Source organism: Pseudomonas graminis (genome assembly GCF_004364335.1).
GTDB lineage: Bacteria > Pseudomonadota > Gammaproteobacteria > Pseudomonadales > Pseudomonadaceae > Aquipseudomonas > Aquipseudomonas graminis_D.
The window spans coordinates 17,407-41,159 of record NZ_SOCR01000008.1 but is presented as its reverse complement, the minus strand read 5'-3'; the positions used below and the strand labels follow the sequence as shown (position 1 = coordinate 41,159).

Annotated in this window: 21 protein-coding genes; 13 read left to right on the top strand and 8 right to left on the bottom strand. The window is 60.9% G+C overall.

What is annotated here, in order from left to right; genetic code table 11:
* Positions 1–17: 17 nt before the first annotated feature.
* The 7 genes from glpE to EC919_RS16195 all read right to left on the bottom strand — a co-directional run bounded on the left by glpE (position 18) and on the right by EC919_RS16195 (position 7,672).
* Entirely contained in the window at positions 18–338 is a 321-nt protein-coding gene (gene glpE, locus EC919_RS16225; RefSeq protein WP_133775465.1) for a thiosulfate sulfurtransferase GlpE, read from the bottom strand.
* 54 nt (positions 339–392) lie between these two features.
* Positions 393–1,274 (bottom strand): symmetrical bis(5'-nucleosyl)-tetraphosphatase, encoded by an 882-nt coding sequence (locus EC919_RS16220; RefSeq protein WP_133775464.1) that lies wholly within the window; start codon positions 1,272–1,274, stop codon positions 393–395.
* Entirely contained in the window at positions 1,274–1,654 is a 381-nt protein-coding gene (gene apaG, locus EC919_RS16215; RefSeq protein WP_133775463.1) for a Co2+/Mg2+ efflux protein ApaG, read from the bottom strand. The genes EC919_RS16220 and apaG overlap by 1 nt, the downstream gene beginning before the upstream one ends.
* 118 nt (positions 1,655–1,772) lie before the next feature.
* The gene (gene rsmA / locus EC919_RS16210) at positions 1,773–2,579 is read right to left on the bottom strand and encodes a 16S rRNA (adenine(1518)-N(6)/adenine(1519)-N(6))-dimethyltransferase RsmA (protein WP_133775462.1); all 807 of its coding nucleotides are present in this window, start codon (positions 2,577–2,579) and stop codon (positions 1,773–1,775) included.
* Entirely contained in the window at positions 2,576–3,565 is a 990-nt protein-coding gene (gene pdxA, locus EC919_RS16205; RefSeq protein ID WP_133775461.1) for a 4-hydroxythreonine-4-phosphate dehydrogenase PdxA, read from the bottom strand. Before pdxA ends, rsmA begins: the two co-directional genes overlap by 4 nt.
* Positions 3,562–4,884, bottom strand: a complete 1,323-nt coding sequence (locus EC919_RS16200) for a peptidylprolyl isomerase (RefSeq protein WP_166650570.1) — start codon at positions 4,882–4,884, stop codon at positions 3,562–3,564. Before EC919_RS16200 ends, pdxA begins: the two co-directional genes overlap by 4 nt.
* Positions 4,865–7,672, bottom strand: a complete 2,808-nt coding sequence (locus EC919_RS16195; RefSeq protein WP_133775459.1) for an LPS-assembly protein LptD — start codon at positions 7,670–7,672, stop codon at positions 4,865–4,867. The genes EC919_RS16200 and EC919_RS16195 overlap by 20 nt, the downstream gene beginning before the upstream one ends.
* Positions 7,673–7,801: 129 nt before the next feature.
* Between EC919_RS16195 and EC919_RS16190 the strand changes: the two genes are divergently transcribed.
* From EC919_RS16190 to EC919_RS16180, 3 genes are read left to right on the top strand one after another with little or no spacing between them, the layout of a single operon-like run.
* Positions 7,802–8,845 carry an aminoglycoside phosphotransferase family protein gene (locus tag EC919_RS16190; protein ID WP_133775458.1) on the top strand — a complete coding sequence of 348 codons (1,044 nt, stop codon included), beginning with the start codon at positions 7,802–7,804 and terminating at the stop codon, positions 8,843–8,845.
* Between the two features lie 53 nt (positions 8,846–8,898).
* Positions 8,899–9,567: an N-acetylmuramate alpha-1-phosphate uridylyltransferase MurU gene (gene murU / locus EC919_RS16185; protein ID WP_133775457.1), complete on the top strand. Its 669-nt coding sequence runs from the start codon at positions 8,899–8,901 to the stop codon at positions 9,565–9,567.
* On the top strand, positions 9,568–10,341 hold the full coding sequence (locus EC919_RS16180) for a DnaJ domain-containing protein (protein WP_133775456.1): 774 nt from the start codon (positions 9,568–9,570) through the stop codon (positions 10,339–10,341).
* 52 nt (positions 10,342–10,393) lie between these two features.
* Here EC919_RS16180 and EC919_RS16175 read toward each other — a convergent pair whose 3' ends face one another.
* Entirely contained in the window at positions 10,394–11,377 is a 984-nt protein-coding gene (locus tag EC919_RS16175) for an alpha/beta hydrolase family protein (protein ID WP_133775455.1), read from the bottom strand.
* A 222-nt stretch (positions 11,378–11,599) separates the two neighbouring features.
* On the opposite strand from EC919_RS16175, the gene EC919_RS16170 reads away from it, so the two are divergent.
* The 10 genes from EC919_RS16170 to trpE all read left to right on the top strand — a co-directional run bounded on the left by EC919_RS16170 (position 11,600) and on the right by trpE (position 23,608).
* The gene (locus EC919_RS16170; protein WP_133775708.1) at positions 11,600–13,588 is read left to right on the top strand and encodes a PAS domain-containing sensor histidine kinase; all 1,989 of its coding nucleotides are present in this window, start codon (positions 11,600–11,602) and stop codon (positions 13,586–13,588) included.
* Positions 13,585–14,214 (top strand): response regulator, encoded by a 630-nt coding sequence (locus EC919_RS16165; RefSeq protein ID WP_133775454.1) that lies wholly within the window; start codon positions 13,585–13,587, stop codon positions 14,212–14,214. The genes EC919_RS16170 and EC919_RS16165 overlap by 4 nt, the downstream gene beginning before the upstream one ends.
* Positions 14,215–14,506: 292 nt before the next feature.
* Positions 14,507–15,631, top strand: coding sequence for an ABC transporter ATP-binding protein (locus EC919_RS16160; RefSeq protein WP_133775453.1), 1,125 nt, complete (start codon positions 14,507–14,509; stop codon positions 15,629–15,631).
* 89 nt (positions 15,632–15,720) lie between these two features.
* On the top strand, positions 15,721–16,752 hold the full coding sequence (locus EC919_RS16155) for a polyamine ABC transporter substrate-binding protein (RefSeq protein WP_133775452.1): 1,032 nt from the start codon (positions 15,721–15,723) through the stop codon (positions 16,750–16,752).
* 110 nt (positions 16,753–16,862) lie between these two features.
* A complete protein-coding gene (locus EC919_RS16150) occupies positions 16,863–18,110 on the top strand; it encodes an ABC transporter permease (RefSeq protein WP_133775451.1) in 1,248 nt (415 codons plus the stop codon).
* 11 nt (positions 18,111–18,121) lie between these two features.
* Positions 18,122–18,946 (top strand): ABC transporter permease, encoded by an 825-nt coding sequence (locus tag EC919_RS16145; protein WP_065991348.1) that lies wholly within the window; start codon positions 18,122–18,124, stop codon positions 18,944–18,946.
* A 309-nt stretch (positions 18,947–19,255) separates the two neighbouring features.
* Entirely contained in the window at positions 19,256–20,404 is a 1,149-nt protein-coding gene (locus tag EC919_RS16140; RefSeq protein ID WP_133775450.1) for an iron-containing alcohol dehydrogenase, read from the top strand.
* A gap of 152 nt (positions 20,405–20,556) precedes the next feature.
* The gene (gene rpe / locus EC919_RS16135) at positions 20,557–21,228 is read left to right on the top strand and encodes a ribulose-phosphate 3-epimerase (RefSeq protein WP_133775449.1); all 672 of its coding nucleotides are present in this window, start codon (positions 20,557–20,559) and stop codon (positions 21,226–21,228) included.
* A gap of 47 nt (positions 21,229–21,275) precedes the next feature.
* Positions 21,276–22,058: a phosphoglycolate phosphatase gene (locus EC919_RS16130; RefSeq protein WP_166650575.1), complete on the top strand. Its 783-nt coding sequence runs from the start codon at positions 21,276–21,278 to the stop codon at positions 22,056–22,058.
* A 68-nt stretch (positions 22,059–22,126) separates the two neighbouring features.
* Positions 22,127–23,608, top strand: coding sequence for an anthranilate synthase component I (trpE, locus tag EC919_RS16125; RefSeq protein ID WP_133775448.1), 1,482 nt, complete (start codon positions 22,127–22,129; stop codon positions 23,606–23,608).
* Positions 23,609–23,753 lie beyond the last annotated feature (145 nt).

The window sequence follows — 23,753 nt, the reverse complement described above, 5'->3', positions numbered from 1 at the left end:
GCAAAAATATTTTTTGATCAGCCTTGTGCGGTTTCTTCAGGGAATTTGGTTTTCCACAATTCGAAACCGCCATCCATGCTGTAGACCTCGGAGAAGCCCTGACCTACAAGATAGGCTGCTGCGCTCTGGCTGGAGTTGCCGTGATAGCAGAGGACGACCAGCGGTTTGTCCAGATCGGCCTGACGGATGAAGTCGGCAATGGAGTGGTTGTCGAGATGATGGGAATCCGGGATGTGGTGGGTCGCGTAGGTCTGCGCGTCACGCACGTCCACCAGCACGGCGCCTTGTTCGCGCAGGGCATGGACTTGTTCGGGTGAAATGCGTTTGAAGTCAGTCATGGCTCGGGCTCCTGGGCCGTCGGGTCCTCGAACGGTCGAGAACGTAGTGAGATCTTACTGCTGCAGCGGAATTGGCTCGCTGACGGGGAATGCCGCAGGGGCGGGTGCCTTCGCGTTGCCACGCTCGTCGCATTCGCAGCGAATCAGCGCACGAGTGTCGACATTAAGCAGCGTCATCGCGCCGCCCCAGACACAGCCTGTGTCCAGCGCATACACGCCCGGTTCGTCACAGCGGCCCTCAAGCGCGGCCCAGTGGCCGAAAATGATACCCACGCCTTTGGTTTTGCGCTCTTTGTGCTTGAACCACGGCGCGTATCCCGCCGGCGCGCTGTCGAGGCCTTCCTTGCTCTTGAGATCGAGCTTGCCGTCGCTGGTGCAGAAGCGCATGCGCGTGAAGTAGTTAGTGATGACCCGCAGCCGAGTGACGCCGTGCAGATCCTTGTCCCATTTGGCAGGCTCGTTGCCGTACATGCCGTCGAGAAAGGGTTCGAACCGATTGTCGTCGCGCAACGCTTCTTGCACTTCCTCTGCGCAGCGCAGGGCCTTTTTCAGCGTCCATTGCGGCGGGATTCCGGCATGCACCAGTGCGAGGTCGCGTTCGGCGTCGTAATGCATCAGCTTTTGTTGGCGCAGCCAGTCGAGCAGCACGACGGCGTCCGGCGCTTCGAGAATTTCCCGCAGCGTATCGCCTTTCTTCAGGCGCTCGATATTGCGGCCGGCCGCCAGCAGGTGCAGGTCATGATTGCCCAGCACGCAGACGACAGAGTCGCGCATGGCGTAGAGATAGCGCAGGGTTTCCAGTGACTGCGGTCCTCGGTTGACGAGGTCGCCGACCAGCCACAGCGTGTCTTTGCCGGGCTCGAATGCAACGCGTTCGAGCAGGCACTTCAGCGGTTCAAGGCAGCCTTGCAGGTCACCGACTGCGTAGACCGCCATCAGTGAAGCGCCCCCGGGACCGCCAGACGGAACGGTGCGATGACAGCGTCGAAGCGCTTGCCGTCTTCTGCGAGCATTTGATAAGTGCCCTGCATGTTGCCCACCTTGGTGGTCATCACGGTGCCGCTGGTGTAGGTGTGACTTTGCCCCGGCTGGATCAGCGGTTGCTGGCCTACGACACCGTCGCCGCGAACCTCTTCAACCTGACCGTCGCCGTCGGTGATCACCCAATGGCGTGACAGCAACTTGGCTGGCAATTGGCCGTTGTTCTGCACGGTGATGGTGTAGGCGAAGGCGAAACGGTTGTGCTCAGGCTGAGACTGTTCGGCTAGGAATCGGGTCTCGACGCTGACGTCGACCTGGTAACGAGAATCAGACATGCAAGAGGCCTTAGAAGCGAGAGCGGAAATAGCCGGAAGTCGTCCGGTTGGAAATCAGTCTAGGACATGTCACGGATAAGCAAGTACAGAGGCTTTGACCGGACATGTCCCGAGAAGGTCAGGCGGCGACAGGCTTTTCGCTGAGCGTGTCGGCCAGACGCACAAACGCCGCCAGGTCCAGCTGCTCCGGACGCAGGCTGCCATCGACACCGGCTTCGGTGATCTCTTCGCTGGTCAGCAGGGCTTTCAATGTATTGCGCAGAGTCTTGCGGCGCTGGTTGAACGCCTCGCGGACGACGCGCTCAAGTACGCGGTGATCCTTGGCCGGGTGCGGCAGGGTTTCGTGAGGCACCAGACGAACGATGGCCGAATCCACTTTCGGCGGCGGATTGAACGCTCCCGGACCAACGTTGAACAGATGCTCCACGCGGCAGTGGTACTGAACCATGATCGACAGGCGGCCCCAATCCCCGCCACCCGGACCTGCTGCTAGACGCTCGACCACTTCTTTCTGCAGCATGAAGTGCATGTCGCGGATCAGGTAAGCGTTCTGCAGCAAGTGGAAGATCAGCGGCGTGGAGATGTTGTACGGCAGGTTGCCGACGACACGCAGGCTGTTGGGTGCGGCATTCAGGCTGGTGAAGTCGAACTTCAGCGCGTCACCCTGATGCAGACTGAAATTCGGCTTGCTGCCGAACTGATGCATGAGGATCGGCACAAGGTCTTTGTCGAGCTCGACGACGTCCAATTGCGCGCCGCTGCTCAGCAGGCCTGCGGTCAGAGCACCTTGCCCCGGGCCGATTTCCAGCATGCGGTCTTCGGCCTTGGCACGAATGGAGCGCAGGATCTTGTCGATCACGCCCGCGTCATGCAGGAAGTTCTGGCCAAAGCGCTTGCGCGCCTTGTGGTGGTATTGCTCGTTCATGAATGGGTCTCGGCCATCTGATAGGCGGTTTCCAGAGCGACCCTGAGGCTGCCGGTGTCGATCTTGCCGGTGCCCGCGAGATCCAGCGCCGTGCCGTGATCCACGGAGGTGCGAATGATCGGCAGGCCCAGCGTGATGTTGACGGCGGCGCCGAAGCCTTTGTACTTCAGCACGGGCAGGCCCTGGTCGTGGTACATCGCCAGCACTGCGTCGCAGTGCTCCAGATATTTGGGGGTAAAGAGCGTGTCGGCAGGCAGCGGGCCATGTAAGTCCAGGCCCTCGCTGCGCAGACGCGCCAGAGTAGGTTCGATAATGTCGATTTCTTCGCGGCCCAGGTGGCCGCTCTCGCCGGCATGCGGATTCAGGCCACAGACCAGAATCCGCGGGCGGGCGATGCCGAATTTGTTGACCAGATCAGCGTGCAGGATGCGCGTCACGCGCTCCAGCCGATCAGCAGTGATTGCGTCGGCAACGTCCCGCAGGGGCAGGTGAGTGGTCACCAGCGCTACGCGCAAATCACCGGTCGCCAGCATCATCACCACCTGCTCGGTGTGAGTCAGCTCGGCAAGGAATTCGGTGTGGCCAGAGAACGCGATGCCACTGTCGTTGATCACGCCTTTGTGCACCGGGGCTGTGATCATGCCGGCGAAGTGGCCGTCCATGCAGCCCTGGCCCGCTCGGGTCAGGGTTTCGAGCACGAAACCGCCGTTGGCTTTGTCGAGTTGGCCGGCAATCACTGGCGCCTGAACCGGCGTGTCCCATACATAGAGACTGCCAGCGGGTGCGGGGACATCGGGCCAAGCGGCGGGCGTGACCGGAATCAGGCTGACAGCCACGCCCAACTGGGCGGCCCGCTCGGTGAGCAGGTCGCAGCTGGTAATGGCAATCAGAGGATGGGGCTGGGACTGCGCGGCAAGCAGCAGGCAAAGGTCAGGACCGATGCCGGCCGGCTCGCCGGGTGTCAGGGCGAAACGCTGGGGTTTCACTTGGCCGCCTGGTCAGCTCCGGGGAGCTTGATCTCGACGTAGGCTTCATCACGGATCTGACGCAGCCAGGTTTGCAGCTCTTCGTCGTACTTGCGGTTACGCAGTACGGTCATCGCCTGTTGCTCACGGGCCTGACTGGTGCTGTCAGTCGAGCGACGGCCCATGACTTCCAGAACGTGCCAGCCGAATTGAGTCTCGAACGGCTTGGACACGACACCCTGAGGTGTCTCGTTCATGACGTCGCGGAACTCCGGGACCAGCGAGCGCGGGTCAACCCAGTTCATGTCGCCGCCGTTGAGCGCCGAACCCGGGTCTTCGGAAAAGCTCTTCGCCAGCTCGCCGAAGTCTTCGCCATTCTGGATGCGATCATAAATACGTTGCGCCAACAGCTTGGTCTCGGCTGGGCTGCGGATTTCGCTTGGCTTGATCAGGATGTGACGAACGTGAACCTCGTCGCGCATCTGGGTCTGAGTCTCGCCGCCGCGTTTCTCGACCAGCTTAAGAATGATGAAACCGCCCGGTGTGCGCGCAGGAGGGGTGACCTCGCCCGGACGCATTGACGACAGCATGTCGCCGAATGGAGGCGGCAGCTGAGCGGCTTTACGCCAGCCCATGTCACCACCGTCCAATGCGCTTTCGCTGGCCGACGACGCGATCGCCATCTGCTCGAAGTTCGCACCCTGTTGCAGCTTGCCGTAGAGGTCCTTGGCTTTGGCTGCGGCGGCCTGAATCTGATCCGACGTCGCACTGTCCGGCGTCGGGATCAAAATATTGGCCAAGTGAAACTCTTCGGAGAACTGAGCTTTGCCCATGTCAGAAGCGAGGAAGTTTTTTACTTCCTGCTCCGAAACCTGAATGCGTTCGGCAACGCGGCGCTGGCGCACACGGCTGATGATCATTTCCCGGCGGATCTGCTCACGTGCGCTGGTGTAGGACAGCCCGTCGTGGGTCAGTGCAGCCTTGAACTGGTCGACACTCATGTTGTTGCGTTGAGCAATGGTGGCAACCGCCTGGTTCAGCTCTTCATCGCTGATGCGAATGCCGGAACGTTCGCCGATCTGGATCTGCAGGTTTTCCAGGATCAGACGGTCCAGGACCTGAGACTCCAGTGCGCTGGCGGGCGGAACACCCTGCCCGCGCTTGGCGATGGTTTGCTGAACCTCACGGGTGCGCTGGTCGAGCTGGCTTTGCATGACCACGTCGTTGTCGACGATGGCAACTACCTTGTCGATGGTGCGCACTTCAGCGTGCGCAACAGTACCGATAAGCAGCGCGCCCAGCATCAGCGGGCGCAGACAATCAGAAAGCTTGGTCTTCACGTTCACGATAACCTTGGATGCCTTTGTCGAGGAAGCTTTCAACTTTTTGGCCAACGACGCCGCCAAGTCCCTTCAACACGATTTGTAGGAAGACGCCGCGGTCGCCTTTTTCGTTCTGCGGTATCTCTTGGGTGGACTCGTCATAGTCGACCCAGTACCGGTTGATCAGACGCAGCTTCCAGCAGCAGTTGTCATATTCAAAACCACCAAAGGCTTCGAGGGTGCGGTCACGGTTGTAGTCGTACTGCCAGCGGGCGATTGCGCTCCACTGCGGAACCACAGGCCAGATGACCGAGAAGTCATGTTGCTGAATCTTGTAGTAATCCTTGATGACGGTGCCATCAGGGTAGGTGTAATCACCCCCGCCTACGCTCCAGCGACCTGTTGTCTGGTCGTAACGGACCTGGTCGTTGCGATAGCGATAGCCGGCGTTGATGACCTTGCCCGGCTCGTCTTCAGGCTGGTAGTGAAACATTGCGCTGCCGGAACGAGTGCTGCGGCTGTCCGGGTCCCAGTTAAAGTCCGAATTTACACGCCAGTCGCGGTTGAAGCGGTATTCGTACTCAAGCGCATAGGGAGACACGTCGGACTGAGCGTCCTTGCGGTCTTCGAAAGCGATGCCTGGCAGTTGCACCTTGCGATCGGCGAAGTACACGGCCTGGCCGACGCTGACGCGCTGCCGTTCGAAGCCGTTGTCTTCAATCCAGCGGTTGGTCACGCCCAGGGACAGTTTGTTTTCGTCGCCGATGCGGTCGGAGCCGACGAAACGGTTGTCGCGGAACAGCGAGCTGTAGTTGAACGTGGTTTCGCCGCTGTCAAAGATCGGGATGTCAGACTGGTCTTTATACGGAACGTAGAGGTAGTACGCACGAGGCTCCAGGGTCTGGCGGTAGTCCTTGCCGAACCAGTTGGTGTTGCGATCGAAGTACAGACCGCTGTCGACGCTGAATATTGGAATGGAGCGATCCACGCCACTGTCGAAGTTCTCTCGCGTAGTGGAGTTCAGATTGGCATCCGAGGCCAGGAAAGCCTTGCCTTGGCCGTCCAGATCCAGGTCGTACTTGGTGTAAACGTACTTCAGCTTAGGCGTAACAAAGCCATAACTGGCTGTGAGCGGGAGGCTGATCGAAGGTGCAAGGTTGAGGCGATCACCATTGGCGCGTGCCAGGCCGGATACGTTCTGATCCAGTCGGCGGCTCAGGATTCCGTCTTCATCGCTGTAATTGCCGGTACGCAAATCACGATCAAACCGAACCAGCTCAGTTTCGTAATCGAACTTGAAGCCTTCAGGGTGATACGGCAGCGTCCCGTTCAGCGTGAGCTGAGGCAAGCGACCGTAGGGCGTGATCTGAGTGACAGTGGTCAACTGATACTGCTGAGCGTTCAGCGTGGCGGTGTAGTTGTCACCACGGTAGTAAACAGCGCCCTGCTGATTCAGGTAGTCGTGAGTGCTGACGCCTTCCTGACCGCTTTTCAGGTCTTTGAAGTAATAAGGGTCACTGACTTTTGTGTAGTCGATCTTGCTGGTCAGACGCGAATCCAGGCCACTGCGGTCCTGCCAGTTGATCAACCAGCGGGTGTCTTTGTAATCCGACTGCAGCTTGCGATCGTCGTTGTCGTCGTTCAGGTAAGCCGCACCGAACTGACCTTCGCTGGTCTTGGTCAGGTAGCGGAACTCGCCTTCCAGCAACATGCCGCGCTTGGCCATGTAGGTCGGGTACAACGTGGCGTCGTAGTTCGGCGCCAGGTTGAAGTAGTACGGGGTGAGCAACGAGAAGCCGGTATCGCTGCCAGTACCGATGGTCGGTGGCAGGAAGCCGGACTGGCGACGGTCGTCGATCGGGAAGTAGATGTATGGCGTGTACAGGATCGGAATGTCGTGAACGCGCAGTGTGGCGTTGGTGGCAGTACCGAAACCTGTGGCCGGGTTCAGGGTGATGTTGTTGCCCTTAACGGTCCACGCGTTGCTGTTCGGCTCGCACGTGGTGTACGTGCCGTCCTTCAAGCGGATGATCGCGTTCTCGGCACGGCGAGCGTACAGGGCGTTACCGCGAACGTTGTTTTTGTGCAGCACGTACTCGGCGTTGTCGACTTTGGCTTCGCCGGTGTCGAGCTGGACTTCAGCATGGTCGCCGACGATCAGGGCGCCGTTGTCGCGCAGACGGACATCGCCGTTCAGCTCGCCACGGTTCTCGGCCTGATGCAGGCTGGCTTCGTCAGCCTCGACCTGCATGCTGCCCTGACGCAGGACGACGTCGCCCGCCAGGGTCGCAACCTGCTCTTCCTGCTGATAACGCGAAGCCTTGGCGCCGATGAAAGTCGGTGCGTCGCTCTTCGGCGTCTTGTCGTCCATGCCCGGACGGATCGGTTCGATGTAGGCGCCCGAGCAGTACGGACCGGTTTCAGCCAGTTGGGCTGCGGTCAGCTTCTCGCGCGGAACCCAGTCAAGGTGACTGTAATCGGCGCTGCGCGATTTCAGGCCACGGCCCTTGGCCTCGGTGACCAGCATCGTTTTGGGCACGACTTCGCCATCGGAGGTGGTGGTCGTCTGAGCGCCATCTGCCGTGCTGCTGTTGGACGAAACACTGTTGGCGTCGTGCACGGGGCGCGGAGGCAACTGGGCTGCGTTGGTTTTCGGAGAGCAATCCCATGCACCTGTTGCAGACACCGAGCAGTCATACTGTTCGGCGGCTACCACGTACGGGACGGCCAGGGGTTGCATCGCCAGCAAACTGCCAGTTACGAGCAACGGAAATTTTTTACGAAACGCGGGGGATTTCAATGCCATCTTATTAGTCCGGGCTTCCTGCGCGCCATCTGCCCGCGGGGGGGCCGCACGCCTCTCGATGGGCTGAAAAAGATGTCGGATAATAAAGCATGACCCGCTTGACGGCTAGCGCCGTCGGAGACCCTTGCAATGCCAGATCAAGATGTACGCCTGCAACACCTGAAAGTTTGGCTCGATGAGCAGCTCCCGCGTTTATTTGAGGCTCAAGGCTGGGGCCCAATACCCCCGGCCACGTTGACTGCCGCCAGTAGCGATGCCAGTTTCCGGCGCTACTTTCGCTGGGAGGGGGAGGACCGCACTTTTATTGTCATGGACGCGCCACCCCCACAGGAAAACTGCAAACCCTTCGTGGATATCGCTCATTTATTGAGCGGCTCGGGCATTAATGTTCCGAAAATTTATGCCGAAGACCTGAATCAGGGCTTCCTTTTGTTGAATGACCTGGGTCGTCAGACTTACCTGGATGTCATCGACGAGCAAAACGCCGATCAGCTGTTCATGGACGCAATCGACGCACTGCTCGCCTACCAGCAACTGCCGATGGACGCGCTGTTGCCCAGTTATGACGTGGCACTCCTGCGCCGCGAACTGGAGCTGTTTCCCGAGTGGTACGTGAAGCGTCATCTGGGCGTCGAGTTCGACCAGGCGCAGCAGGCCAGTTGGCAGTCAGTCAGCGATTTGCTGATCGAAAGCGCGCTGGCCCAACCGAAGGTGCTGGTGCACCGCGATTACATGCCGCGCAACCTGATGCTCAGCGAACCGAACCCTGGCGTCCTGGATTTTCAGGACGCGGTGTATGGCCCGGTCACCTACGACATCACATGCCTGTTCAAGGATGCCTTCCTGAGTTGGCCGGAGGCGCGCGTAGCGGACTGGCTCAAGCTGTATTGGAACAAGGCCGCTGCGGCGGGCATTCCGGTGCAGGACGAATTCGATGAATTCCGTCGTGCCAGTGATTTGATGGGCGTGCAGCGGCATTTGAAGGTGATCGGTATTTTCGCCCGCATCTGCCACCGTGACGGCAAGCCACGCTACGTCGCCGACGTGCCGCGCTTCTTCTCTTATATAGAAGCGGTGTTGGCGCGACGCCCGGAGCTCGTTGAGTTGAGTAATCTGTTGACCAGCCTTGGCCATACAACACCGACACAGGCAAAACCAGCCTCTTTTGTGTAATGGACTGCAATTGAAGAGGGAAAGCACTTGAAGATTGTCTTGATGAGGGCCGCATGAAAGCGATGATTCTGGCGGCGGGTAAAGGCGAGCGCCTGCGCCCGTTGACCCTGCACACGCCCAAACCGCTGGTGCGTGCCGGCGGTGTTCCACTGATTGAATATCACCTGCGCGCGATCAGATCGGCTGGCGTTGAAGACGTTGTGATCAACCATGCGTGGCTGGGTCAGCAGATCGAAGATCATCTGGGCGACGGTCGCCCGTGGGGCCTGAATATCCGCTATTCGCCTGAGGGCGAGCCGCTGGAGACGGGCGGCGGGATCTTCCGTGCGCTGCCGCTGCTGGGCGACGAGCCCTTTCTGGTGGTCAACGGTGACATCTGGGTCGACTTCGATTTCAGCTCGTTGATGAAACCTCTCAAGGGGCTTGCCCATTTGGTGCTGGTGGATAACCCGCCACATCACCCCGGCGGCGATTTCGCGCTGGTCGACGGGCTCGTGCACGACGATGCCGTTCAGCCGCGCCTGACCTACAGCGGCATCGCGGTACTGCATCCGCAACTCTTCGCGGGCTGCACCGAAGGCGCGTTCAAGCTGGCGCCCCTGTTGCGTGAAGCCATGGCGAAAGGCCTGGTAACCGGTGAACGTTTTGCTGGCCGCTGGGTGGATGTCGGTACCCATGAGCGCCTTGCAGAAGTCGAGCAGCTGCTTGTGGTGAAACCCTAGATGCTGTGGCCATTCACAGTGGTCGGCGGTGGCGTCGGGTATCTGATTGCCAGCATTCCCGGCGCCATGCTCGGCGCGCTTCTGGGGCAGGCGCTTGATCGGCGGCTGAATTTCCGCAGCTGGGCGGAGATGCGCGAGCGTGCCAATGGCCGCACCGTGCCGCGCGACGACGAGCTTATTTTCATGCTGCTGGGGCGTCTGGCGAAGAGCGATGGCCGGGTGGTGGACGGGCATATTCAGCAGGCGCGTGTGGAAATGCGCCGATTGGACCTCAGCGAGGCGGCGCAACGGCGGGCAATCCAGGCGTTCAATCGGGGCAAGGACGGGCGCGACAATTTCCGCGTTCACCTCACGCGCCTGAAAAACCAACCCCATGCGGCAGAAGGTTTGCTGCGTGCCTGTTGGCGCATGGCGTGGGCGGATGGCAGGGCGTCGCGTACCGAGCGCGAATTGATTGTGCTGTGGGGCAAATGGCTGGGCTGGCCTGCGGGCAAAGTCGAAGGGTTGTCATCGACCGAAGACGAGCAGCGTTCCCGGGGTGCTCCGGCCAGCAGTGGCGGCGAGTTTCAGGACGCACTGCGTTTGCTGGGTGTGAAAGCGGATGCGGAACCTGCGCAGATCAAGCGCGCCTACCGTCGATTGCTGAGTCGTCACCACCCGGACAAAATCGCCGGCAGTGGCGCCAATCAGCTACAGGTTCGTGATGCCACCGAGAAAACCCGCGAGCTGCACCACGCCTACGCGGTGATTCGCGAACGGCGGGGTTTTCGCTGACGTCTGCTTTGGATGCTGCCCGAAGCACGGGCAGCCTTGCAGGCGATCAGGGTTACTTCGCGGCGTCCCCCTCCAACCAACCCCGAACGCGGCGAAACAGTTGATCCTGTTCCATCGTCGGATTGCCCGGAATTGCACTCAGTGCCACTTGGGTAAACCGAGCGTTTTTGTTTCGTTTGCTGGCGTCCAGACGGTCTTGTGCCTGCTGGCGCGGCACCGGCCGGTCCTTGTTGACGAAGTCTGCCGTCGGGACCTTCAGCGTCGGCAGCAAATCCATCAGAGGCGGCGTTTCCTTGCCGGTATCCACCGCCGTGACCATCACCAGGCGTTGGACGGCCGGCGAGGGCCGCTCGCTCATGTAACGCGCCGCCCAATAAGCCCCGCTGCCGTGGCCGAGGAGGACGATGCTGCGGGCCTTGTTCTGCTGGGCGAACGCCACAGCACTGTCGATCCGGGCGAAGATTTTCTCGGCGTTGGCCTTGGCCAGCGCGGCCTGGGCAGCGGCCTGTTCGGCGGCGGCCGCAGCCTCCGCCTCAGCAGTGGCTGCAGGATCCGGCGCCTTCACCGGCGCGTCCTTGGGTTTATCACCAGTACTCGCCGCAGCCGGGGCCTCCGCCGCGCGGGCGAAAACACCATCGTTGTGAGCGTCCGGCATGCTCAGACTGAGGCTGGACCATCCGACGTCCGGCAACTTGCGGCGCAACGGTGCTACCACAGTCGGCCAGTCCGCTGACTCATCGGCGCCCGGGACGATGATCACCGCGCCTTTGGGCGCGTCGACGTTCGCCGGTTTCCACAACGCTAGAAATGTCTCGTCGCCGGCCTGCAACTGCTGTTGCTCGGCTTGCGGCACCTGACGCTCGAGCGCCAGGGTGTCTTCTTCAGTGCGCGACGGCAGTGCTGCACGCTCGACCGGCGCTTCAGCAGGCTTGGCGTCTTTATCGGACGCCGGGTCCGCGGCCATGACGGGCTGCGAGCAAGGTAGTATCAGCGTCAGGCACAGCGCAGGAAATAGTGCGCGAAGGGTGTAGGACATCGAATATTCCAAAGGCCGGAAACAATTCCGGCAGACTAATGGGTTGACGGCGGTTTGTCAGGCCAGGCAATCGCCGCGCCTCAGCGAACGAGAGACACAGAGCATGATCGGCATGGGATTCAGGAAAATGGAAACGACAGTTTGAGAAACCGTGCGCTGTGCCTACGGGTTATCGGCGATACCCGCGCGCTCTTGATCAGCCTGCTGCTGATCGCGTTGCCGATGTCGCTGTATGCAGCTGTCTCGCCCACCCAGGCCGACCCGTTGAGCCGCGAGCAGCGGGACTGGCTGACCCAGCGCGGGCAATTGCGCGTCGGGCTCGTCCTTCAAACGCCTTACGCCCAGCTCGATCGACGCGCTCAGCAGTTGTCCGGCGCGAACGTCGACCTCATCAATCTCATGGCAAAGACCCTTCAGGTGGAGCTGCTGTGGCGCAGTTATGCCGATCAGAGCGAGCTCGAAAAAGCCCTCGCCGATGGCCAGATCGACTTCGCGCCCGGCCTGACCCAGACCCCCGCCGGCTTGCGCCTGTGGCTGTATTCCGATCCATACATGCGCGTTCCGCAATTGATCATCGGCGAACGTGACGGCGCCGGCGCGGTGGATCTGGAAAAACTCGACAGCCAGGTGCGTGTCGCCGTGCGCATGCCCAGTGCCACGGCTGACTACCTGCGCAGCAACTACACCCACCTCAATCTGCAAGGCGTGCCGCTCGAGCGTCAGGCTTTGCAGCTGCTGCTCAGTCAGCAGGCACGTTACGCCGTCATCGATGAGGCGCAGCTCAGCCGTCTGTCCCGTGAGGCGGAGTTTGCCGGGCTCGCCGTGGTGGGCGACATCGGCTTTCCGCAATTGCTGCGCGTGGCTTCCCGACGTGACACGCCGCAGCTCGCCGAGATTATCAGCCAGGCATTAAACGTCATTCCGGCCCGGGATCTCGAACAGTTGCATACGCAGTGGCTGCAGCCCAAATACCCGCAGATCAGTGAATCGCCAGGGCTGTGGAAGAACATTGCGCTGCTGCTATTGGTCCTGCTCCTCGCCAGCGCGGCGATTGTTTACTGGCAGCGCAAACAACAGCAGCAACTGGAGAAACAGCTGCTTGGCGCGCGGGATGACATCGCCAGGCGCCTGGCGGGAGAAGAGGCATTGAGGCTGGCGCAATTCTCCATTGATCAGAGCACCGTCGGCATTCTCTGGGTCAATTGGGACAGCCATGTGCGCTACGCCAATCAGGCGGCCGAGACCATGCTGGGTTATGCGCCCGGTGGAGTGGTGGACCGGCCGCTGATTGATTTCGAGCCGGGGCTGAACATGGATCGCTGGCTCAATCTGTGGAAAACCGCGCGCTCCAGCGAGGAAGGGCCGCAAAACTACGAAAGCAACTGCGTGCGCGCCGATGGCAGCATCCTCCCGGCCGATGTGTCGCTGAGCTTCCTGCGCTTTCGCGACGCCGAGTATCTGGTGGTGTTCATCACCGATGTGACCGAACGGCGTCGATCCCTCGCCGCGCTGCAAGAAAGTGAAGCGCGCTTGCAGGTGCTGGCCGAGCAGTTGCGCGAGCTTTCGGCGCACCTGGAAACCGTGCGCGAAGAAGAAAAGGCCCGAATCGCCCGGGAAGTCCACGACGAGCTGGGTCAGATGCTGACCGTGCTCAAGCTGGAAACGTCCATGTGTGAACTGGCCTACGCCGATCTCGACCCTGGCCTGCGTGATCGGTTGAACAGCATGAAGCGCCTGATTGCGCAGTTGTTCCAGTTGGTGCGGGACGTGGCGACCGCGCTGCGGCCACCGATTCTCGATGCAGGCATCGCCTCGGCCATTGAGTGGCAGGCCCGGCGCTTCGAAGCACGCACCCAGATTCCGTGCCTGGTGCAGGTGCCGGACAACCTGCCCAGCCTGCCGGACGCCACGGCCATCGGGCTGTTTCGCATCCTTCAGGAGTCGCTGACCAACGTCATGCGCCATGCCGAAGCGCACACGGTCGAGCTGAGCCTGACGCTGAGCGATGACGTGCTGTGCATGCGCATCGCCGATGACGGCAAGGGCTTCGATCTGCGCGCCGAGCGTCCGGCGTCGTTCGGGCTGGTGGGCATGCGTGAGCGGGTTCTGATCATGGGCGGGCAATTGCATCTGGACACCTTGCCCGGAGAAGGCACAACCTTGCGCATCCACATTCCGCTGGACCCGGTCGCTGAGGAGCACGTGCATTGATTCGCGTATTGGTTGCCGAAGATCACACGATTGTCCGCGAGGGCATCAAACAGCTGATCGGCCTGGCGAAGGATCTGCAGGTGGTCGGGGAGGCCAGCAATGGCGAGCAGTTGCTGGAGGCGTTGCGCCACATCCCGTGCGAGGTCGTGCTGCTGGATATTTCCATGCCGGGGGTCAACGGTCTGGAGGCGATCCCGCGGATTCGCGCGCTGAACAATCCGCCTGCCATTCTGGTGCTGTCGATGCACGACGAAGCGCAAATGGCCGCGCGGGCCTTGAAGGTCGGCGCCGCTGGTTACGCCACCAAAGACAGCGACCCCGCCTTGTTGCTGACAGCGATTCGGCGCGTGGCCGCGGGCGGACGTTACATCGACCCGGACCTGGCCGATCGCATGGTGTTCGAAGTCGGACTGACGGATCACCGGCCCTTGCACTCGCTGTTGTCCGAGCGCGAGTTTTCCGTGTTCGAGCGCCTCGCTCAGGGCGCGAACGTCAACGACATCGCCCAGCAACTGGCGCTGAGCAGCAAGACCATCAGCACCCACAAGGCGCGGCTGATGCAGAAGCTGAAAATCAATTCGCTCGCCGAGCTGGTGAAGTATGCGATGGAGCATAAGTTGGTCTGAGGCGCCGGGTCTAAAAACGACCTTCCCTGCGCCTATGCTGACGTGTTCGCGGGCAAGCGCGCTCCTGCAGAATGACCGCAATCCCTTGTAGGAGTGAGCTTGCTCGCGAAAGCGTCGATGAAAGCAACAAATCCCTCGGATAAGTCATGCCTATCCCCGCCATCCCTGTAGGGCAATCCCTACACCAAACCTTCCACCCCGCCTAGGCCATTCTCTCTCACGCCCCGATTTGCGCGGCCTTCAGGCTCATCTAGGCTTGATCCCTACGGTGGATCAAACAAAGGTGTGGGCAATGAGCAACGTCGATTCAAGCGCTGGGGCGAATGATGTTCTGGTCAGCTTTCGCGGTGTGCAAAAGAGCTACGACGGCGAAGCCCTGATCGTCAAAGACCTCAACCTGGATATTTGCAAAGGCGAATTCCTCACCCTGCTCGGGCCGTCCGGCTCCGGCAAAACCACCAGCCTGATGATGCTCGCCGGTTTCGAGACACCCACCGCCGGGGAGATCCTGCTGGCGGGCCGTTCGATCAACAACGTGCCGCCGCACAAACGCGACATCGGCATGGTGTTCCAGAACTACGCGCTGTTCCCGCACATGACCGTCGCTGAAAACCTCGCGTTTCCGCTGTCGGTGCGCGGCATGAGCAAGACCGACGTCGCCGAAAAGGTCAAACGCGCCCTCGACATGGTGCAGCTCGGCACCTTCGCCCACCGTTATCCCGCGCAGTTGTCGGGTGGTCAGCAACAACGTGTCGCGCTGGCCCGGGCGTTGGTGTTCGAGCCGCAGCTGGTGCTGATGGACGAGCCCCTCGGTGCGCTCGACAAACAACTGCGCGAACACATGCAGATGGAAATCAAGCATCTGCACCAGCGACTGGGCGTGACCGTTGTTTACGTCACCCACGATCAGGGCGAAGCGCTGACCATGTCCGACCGCGTCGCGGTATTTCATCAGGGCGAAATCCAGCAGATCGCCCCACCGCGCACCCTTTATGAAGAGCCGAAAAACACCTTCGTCGCCAACTTCATCGGCGAGAACAACCGCATCAACGGCACCTTGCTCAGCCAGAGCGGCGACCGCTGCGTGGTGGGCCTGGCGCGCGGCGAAAAGGTCGAAGCGCTGGCGATCAACGTCGGTGCCACCGGCAGCCCGGTCACGCTTTCTATTCGTCCCGAGCGCGTGAACCTCAACGGCCGCAGCGAGAGTTGTGTCAACCGCTTCTCCGGCCGCGTCGCCGAATTCATCTATTTGGGCGACCACGTGCGCGTGCGTCTGGAAGTGGCCGGTAAAACCGATTTTTTCGTCAAACAGCCCATCGCCGAGCTTGATCCGGCGCTGAGCGTTGGCGATGTCGTGCCCATTGGATGGCAGGTCGAGCACGCGCGCGCGCTGGACCCGTTGCTGGATGCACATTGATACACCCGCGTGACGCGTCAACCGAAGAACCCAGAGGCGAGCCAATCGCCCCATCGCTTAACCAACATTGTTCGTGGAGAGAAAAACTGATGCTCAAGACATTGAAGCTCACCGCCTTATCGGTCGGCATGATGTGCGCGGCGCAAGCCATGGCAGCGGACCTGACGGTCATTTCCTTCGGTGGCGCGAACAAGGCGGCCCAGGAAAAGGCCTTCTACGCACCGTGGGAAAAAGCCGGCAACGGCAAGATCATCGCCGGCGAATACAACGGTGAGATGGCCAAGGTTAAAGCCATGGTCGACACCAAGAGCGTGACCTGGGACCTGGTGGAAGTGGAATCGCCAGAGCTGTCCCGCGGCTGTGACGAGGACATGTTCGAGTCGCTGGCGTCGGTGGATCTCGGCAACAAAGACAGCTACGTCAAGGGCGCAATCTCTGAATGCGGCGTGGGCTTTTTCGTCTGGTCCACCGTGCTGGCCTACAACGCCGACAAGCTGAAATCCGCACCGACCGGTTGGGCTGATTTCTGGGACACCGAGAAATTCCCAGGCAAGCGTGGCCTGCGCAAGGGCGCCAAATACACCTTGGAATTCGCGTTGATGGCCGACGGCGTTGCGCCGAAAGACGTCTACAAAGTGCTGGCGACCAAGGAAGGCCAGGACCGGGCTTTCAAGATGCTCGACAAGCTCAAGCCAAGCATTCAGTGGTGGGAAGCGGGCGCTCAGCCGCCGCAGTATCTGCAGTCGGGCGACGTTGTGATGAGCTCGGCCTACAACGGTCGCATCGCTGCTGTGCAGAAGGAGAGCAACCTGAAAGTGGTCTGGACCGGCGGCGTGTATGACTTCGACGCGTGGGCCATTCCGAAGGGCGCGAAAAACGCCGAAGAAGCGAAGAAGTTCATCGCGTACTCCCTCAAGCCAGAGCAGCAGAAGACCTATTCCGAAAACATCGCTTACGGCCCGGCCAACACAGGCGCGGTCCCGTTGCTCAGCGCTGAAACCCTGAAAAACATGCCGACCACCCCTGAGAACATCAAGGATCAGGTGCAGATCGACGTGAAATTCTGGGCCGACTTCGGTGAGTCGCTGGAACAGCGCTTCAACTCGTGGGCCGCCAAATAAGCGCGCTGCCCAGTAAGCGCCTGGTTGTGAGTTAGATCCGGGTGCGTCGTCTGAACTGTCCGAAAGCAGGGCAGGCGACGCGCTCTTTGTTAAAGATTTCGGAGTTCACTATGGCCATCGCCGTGCCCCTGACTGAAGGCGCCAGCCCGACCCTGAAGCAACGCCTGGCCCGTGCCGAGCGCGTCAATCGCTGGAAGGCTCAGGCGTTGATCGCGCCATTGGTGATCTTCCTGCTGCTGGTGTTTCTCGTGCCGATTGCGGCGCTGCTCTACAAAAGCGTCAGTAACCCGGAAGTGGTGGGTGGCATGCCGCTTACTGTGGTTGAAGTGGCGAAATGGGACGGCAAGGGGCTGCCGCCTGACGCGGTGTACAAGGCCGCGAGCCAGGATCTGGCCGAAGCGCGCAAGAATCAGACGCTGGGCGATCTGTCCAAACGCTTGAACCAAGAGTTGGCGGGCTACCGCAGCCTGTTGGCGAAGACGGCCCGCGCCATGCCATTCAAGGATGAGCCGGCTTCTTACAAGGAAGCGCTGGAAGCCATTGATGAGCGCTGGGGCGATCCCGCGTATTGGCAGGCGATCCGCCGCAACACCTCAAGCTTCACCCCTTATTACCTGCTGGCCGCTGTCGACCACCGCATCGACGACCTCGGTGAACTGGCGCCGGCCACACCCGATCAGGCGATTTACATCGACATCTTCGCCCGCACCTTCTGGATGGGCCTGGTGATCACCGTGATCTGCCTGCTGCTGGCCTATCCGCTGGCGTACCTGTTGGCGAATCTGCCCGCCCGGCAGAGCAACTTGCTGATGATCTTGGTCTTGCTGCCGTTCTGGACGTCGATCCTGGTGCGCGTCGCCGCCTGGATCGTGTTGCTGCAATCGAGCGGCCTGATCAATGGCGCGCTGATGGCCATGGGCATCATCGATAAACCGCTGGAGCTGGTGTTCAACCGGGTCGGCGTCTACATCTCGATGGTGCACATCATGTTGCCGTTCATGATTCTGCCCATCTACAGCGTGATGAAAGGCATCTCCCCGACCTACCTGCGCGCGGCGATTTCCCTGGGCTGCAACCCGTTCGCCAGTTTCTGGCGCGTGTACTTCCCGCAGACCTACGCCGGTGTGGGCGCGGGCTGTCTGTTGGTGTTCATCCTTGCCATCGGCTACTACATCACCCCGGCGCTGCTGGGCAGCCCGAACGATCAGATGGTCAGTTATTTCGTGGCGTTCTACACCAACACCAGCATCAACTGGGGCATGGCGACGGCGCTGGGCGGTCTGTTGCTGCTGGCGACCGTCGTGCTGTACCTGATCTATAACTGGCTGGTCGGCGCCAGCCGCCTGCGTCTGAGCTGAGGAGAACAACGATGTTGAGCCCTTATTCCTCGCCCATCGAGCGGGTCTGGCATTACACCCTGCGCACGCTGTGCGGGTTGATTCTGTTGTTTCTGGTGCTGCCGGTGCTGGTGATCGTGCCGCTTTCGTTCAACTCCGGCAGCTTTCTGGTCTACCCGCTGCAGGGCTTTTCGCTGCACTGGTATCAGGACTTTTTCGGTTCGGCCGAGTGGATGCGCGCGCTGAAGAACAGCCTGATCGTCGCGCCTGCTGCCACGGTGCTGGCGATGGGGTTCGGGACGTTGGCGGCGATCGGGCTGACCCGCAGCAACTTCCCCGGCAAAGCACTGGTGATGGCGCTGGTGATTTCGCCCATGGTGGTGCCGGTGGTGATCGTCGGTGTGGCGAGCTATCTGTTTTTCGCGCCACTGGGTCTGGGCAACAGCTACATCTCGCTGATCCTGGTGCACGCCGTGTTGGGTGTGCCGTTCGTGATCATCACCGTGTCGGCCACGCTGCAGGGTTTCAATTACAACCTAGTGCGTGCAGCGGCCAGCCTGGGTGCTTCGCCGACGACCGCGTTTCGGCGTGTGACCTTGCCGCTGATTGCGCCGGGGGTGATCTCCGGGGCACTTTTTGCCTTCGCGACCTCGTTCGATGAAGTAGTGGTTACGCTGTTCCTCGCAGGCCCAGGCCAGGCGACCTTGCCCCGGCAGATGTTCAGCGGCATCCGCGAAAACCTCAGCCCGACCATCGCCGCCGCCGCGACCTTGCTCATCGGTTTCTCGGTGGTACTGTTGCTGGTGCTGGAGTGGCTGCGCGGCCGCAGCGAGAAACTGCGCACGGCGGTGGAGTGATCAACACCCACAATGGATATGGGTAAAGCGGGTAAAGATCGGCGAATGCAAAATCCGTAGGAGCCGGCTTGCTGGCGAACACACCGGGTCAGGCGACTTCTTCGTCACGGGTGCACCGCGTTCGCCAGCAAGCCGGCTCCTACAAGGGGCTCTCGATACGGTCCGTAATCGTCGGTGAACCCCACATTCTTCTTCCGCTACACCCCAAAACTGACGCATCCCACGATCCGGTCTATGTTTGACTCAGCGCATGCCAACCTGCCTTGTAAAAGAGCCACGTCTCCAAAAACAACGTAAAGGACGAGCCCGATGAGTGTTTCCGCTTTCAAGATCGCCAACAAACTGATCACCGGCCCCGCCGCGATCGAGCAGTTGTCCGCCGAACTGACCCGGCTCAACGTTCAAAACCCGCTGATTGTCACCGACGCGATACTGGTCAAATCCGGAACGGTTGATCTTGCGCTGGCGCAACTGGGCGGCCGTCGTTATGGCGTGTTTGATCAGGTCAAGCCCGAGCCAGAAATCGCTATCGTCGAGGACTGTACCCGGGCCTACCGGGAGGGCGGTCACGATGGTCTGATCGGTGTTGGCGGCGGCAGCGCCATCGACATCGCAAAAGGCGTCGCTGCGTTCGCGAACCATGAAGGGCCGCTGGTCGAGTTGTTCGGCGTAGATCTGGTCAAGCGCAAAGGCCCTCCGCTGATTGCCATCCCGACCACTGCAGGCACGGGGTCGGAAGTCACCAACGTGGCGATCTTTTCGGACAAACAGGCTCAGCTGAAAAAAGGCATCGTCAGCGATTACCTGTTGCCCGACGTCGCGCTGGTCAGCCCCTTGATGACCCTGACCTGTCCGCGCAGTGTCACGGCGGCCAGCGGCGTCGATGCGCTGGTGCATGCCATTGAGGCCTACCTTTCAGTCAATGCCTCGCCGATCACCGACGCCATCGCGTTGGGCGCCATCAAGCTGATCGTCAAGGCGCTGCCCAAGGCGTACGCCAATCCGTCCAGCCTGCAAGCGCGAGAAGACATGGCCACCGCCAGCCTCATGGCCGGCATGGCGTTCGGCAATGCCGGCGTCGGCGCGGTGCATGCACTGGCGTATCCGCTGGGAGGGCGTTTCAACATTGCCCACGGCGTCAGCAACGCGCTGCTGCTGCCCTACGTGATGGAATGGAACAAGCTGGCCTGTGTTGAGCGGATGTGCGACATCGCCGACGCGATGGGCGTCCGCGTCGCCCATTTGAGCGACAAGGACGCCGCCGATTTGGCGGTGAAAGCCATGGCCGACTTGTGCGCAGCAGTGGAAATCCCGTCCGGCCTGCGCAGCTTCAATGTGCCCGAAGACGCCATTCCCGCGATGGCCGAGGAGGCCAGCAAGATCGAGCGCCTGATGCGCAACAACCCACGGAAACTGACCGCTGCCGACATCGAGAAAATCTACCGCGCGGCGTATTGATGAGACTGACGCAATGACGTGCCGCCTGGGCGGCGCGTATGTTTATGGCCACAGCTCACGTCCCTTGACTGACTCGCGTACGACCCAACGCACGTTTCAAACTCTTGGAGTACAATGCGCGCCACCGTGATTTCGCTCATAAAAGGTGCGTCATGCAGCCCTTCGCTATTGCTCCTTCGATTCTGTCCGCCGATTTCGCCCGTCTGGGAGAGGAAGTCGACAACGTCCTGGCCGCTGGCGCCGACATCGTCCACTTCGACGTCATGGACAACCACTACGTCCCCAACCTGACGATCGGACCGATGGTCTGCGCGGCATTGCGCAAATACGGCATCACTGCGCCCATTGACGTTCATTTGATGGTCAGCCCGGTGGATCGCATCATTGGCGACTTCATCGAAGCCGGTGCCACCTTCATCACCTTCCACCCGGAGGCGACCCAGCACATCGACCGCTCCCTGCAACTGATCCGCGAAGGCGGCTGCAAGGCAGGTCTGGTGTTCAACCCGGCAACCCCGCTGAATCTGCTCGAATACGTCATGGACAAGGTCGACATGATCCTGCTCATGAGCGTCAACCCGGGCTTCGGCGGTCAGAAATTCATCCCCGGTACGATCAACAAGCTGCGCGAGGCTCGTGCGCTCATTGACGCGTCCGGTCGCGACATCCGTCTGGAGATCGACGGCGGCGTCAACGTCAATAACATCCGCGAGATCGCCGCCGCCGGTGCCGATACCTTCGTTGCAGGTTCGGCCATTTTCAATGCGCCTGATTACCGCGAAGTCATTGCGAAGATGCACGAAGAACTGGCGTTGGCCCGTTGACCAGCGGCTTCGAGCAGCTGTTTCCGGGCCGCCTGCCCAAGCTGATCATGTTCGACCTCGACGGCACGCTGGTCGACTCGGTGCCGGATCTGGCAGCAGCGGTGGACAAGACCCTGATCCAGCTCGGCCGGCCACCTGCAGGCATCGAACGGGTACGTGACTGGATCGGCAACGGCGTGCGCGTGTTGGTGCGCCGCGCCTTGGCGAACGGCATGGATCACACCGCCGTGGATGAAGAGTCTACGGAGGCCGCGCTGGCGATTTTCATGGAGGCCTACAGCGGTAGCCACGCGCTGACCAAGGTCTACCCCGGCGTGCGCGAAACCCTGAAATGGCTGCAGAAGATGGGCGTCGAAATGGCGCTGATCACCAACAAGCCGGAGCGCTTTGTTGCGCCCTTGCTGGATGACCTCAAGCTTGGCCGGTTCTTTCGCTGGATCGTGGGTGGCGACACGCTGCCGCAGCAGAAGCCCGACCCGGCCGCGCTGTTCTTTGTCATGAAGATGGCTGGCATACCAGGGTCGCAGTCGCTGTTCGTGGGTGACTCGCGCAACGACGTGCTGGCGGCGAAAGCGGCGGGTGTCGCCTGTGTGGCATTGAGTTACGGCTACAACCATGGCCGCCCGATCGCGGAAGAGTCACCGGCACTGGTCATCGACGATTTGCGCATGCTGATCCCGGGCAGTTCTGCCGGTTGCTTAGCGCAGGGCGCTGAGATAACGTTGCCCGACATCAAGTCCCCCTCCTTTAGAGAATCCATCGTGGTGGTCACTCGCAAACTCTGGATGAAAGTCATCAAGGCCCTGGCCCGCTGGCGTTGGCGCGCCTGACTTGAATCTGGCCGGAGCCCCGGCGCGTTTGCATCCCTGACCGTTTTCCCTCACACCACGAGGCTGATATGACCCGCGAAGAATTTCTGCGTTTGGCCGCTGAAGGCTACAACCGCATTCCCCTGGCCTACGAAACCCTGGCCGACTTCGACACCCCGCTGTCGATCTATCTGAAGCTCGCTGACAAGCCCAACTCTTACCTGCTCGAGTCGGTACAGGGCGGGGAGAAGTGGGGGCGGTATTCGATCATCGGGCTGCCGTGCCGCACGGTCATGCGCGTGCATGACCACACTGTCAGCGTGACCCACGACGGCGTCGAGATCGAGCGCCTGGAAGTCGAAGACCCGCTGGACTTCGTCGAAACCTTCAAGGCTCGCTACAACGTCCCGACCATCGCCGGTCTGCCACGCTTCAACGGCGGTCTGGTGGGCTATTTCGGTTATGACTGCGTGCGTTATGTCGAGCCGCGTCTGGGCGCATGCCCGAATCCTGACCCGCTGGGCGTGCCGGACATTCTGCTGATGGTGTCCGATGCCGTTGTGGTGTTCGATAACCTGGCTGGCAAGATGCACGCGATCGTGCTGGTCGATCCGGCTGAGCCTGATGCCTATGAAGGTGGCCTGGCGCGACTCGAAGCGTTGATGGAGAAACTGCGTCAGCCGATCACGCCCCGTCGTGGTCTGGACCTGACCCGTCCGCAGGCGGCCGACCCGGTGTTTCGTTCCAGCTTCACCCAGTCGGATTATGAAAAAGCCGTCGACACGATCAAGGAATACATCCTGGCGGGCGACTGCATGCAGGTCGTGCCGTCCCAGCGCATGTCCATCGACTTCAAGGCCGCGCCAATCGACCTGTATCGCGCGCTGCGGTGTTTCAATCCGACGCCTTATATGTACTTCTTCAACTTCGGCGACTTCCACGTTGTCGGCAGTTCCCCGGAAGTGCTGGTGCGGGTCGAGGACAATCTGATTACCGTGCGCCCGATTGCCGGTACACGTCCCCGTGGCGCTACCGAGGAAGAGGATCACGCGCTGGAAGTCGACTTGCTGTCCGACGACAAAGAGATTGCAGAGCACCTGATGCTTATCGATCTGGGGCGCAACGATACCGGGCGCGTTTCGGAAGTCGGTTCGGTGAAACTCACCGAGAAGATGGTCATCGAGCGTTATTCGAACGTCATGCACATCGTGTCCAACGTCACCGGTCAACTGAAAAGCGGTCTGACGGCGATGGATGCGCTGCGGGCCATCTTGCCAGCGGGCACGCTGTCGGGCGCGCCGAAGATTCGTGCGATGGAAATCATCGACGAGCTGGAGCCGGTCAAGCGGGGTGTGTACGGCGGCGCAGTGGGCTACTTTGCCTGGAACGGCAACATGGACACCGCGATTGCCATCCGCACTGCTGTGATCAAAAACGGCGAGCTGCACGTGCAGGCCGGTGGCGGGATTGTTGCGGATTCTGTGCCGGCGCTGGAGTGGGAAGAAACCCTCAACAAGCGCCGCGCGATGTTCCGCGCCGTGGCACTGGCGCAGCAGACGCCCGAGGCCTGAAGCTTGGTCTGCACATGGAAACGGCGCCAGGGGCGCCGTTTTTTTGTGGCCGACACAGATCCTTTGTAGGAGCGCGCTTGCCCGCGATGAGGTCGGTACAACCGGTACATTTTCTTTGGCTGTACATCCGCTTTTCGCGGGAAAG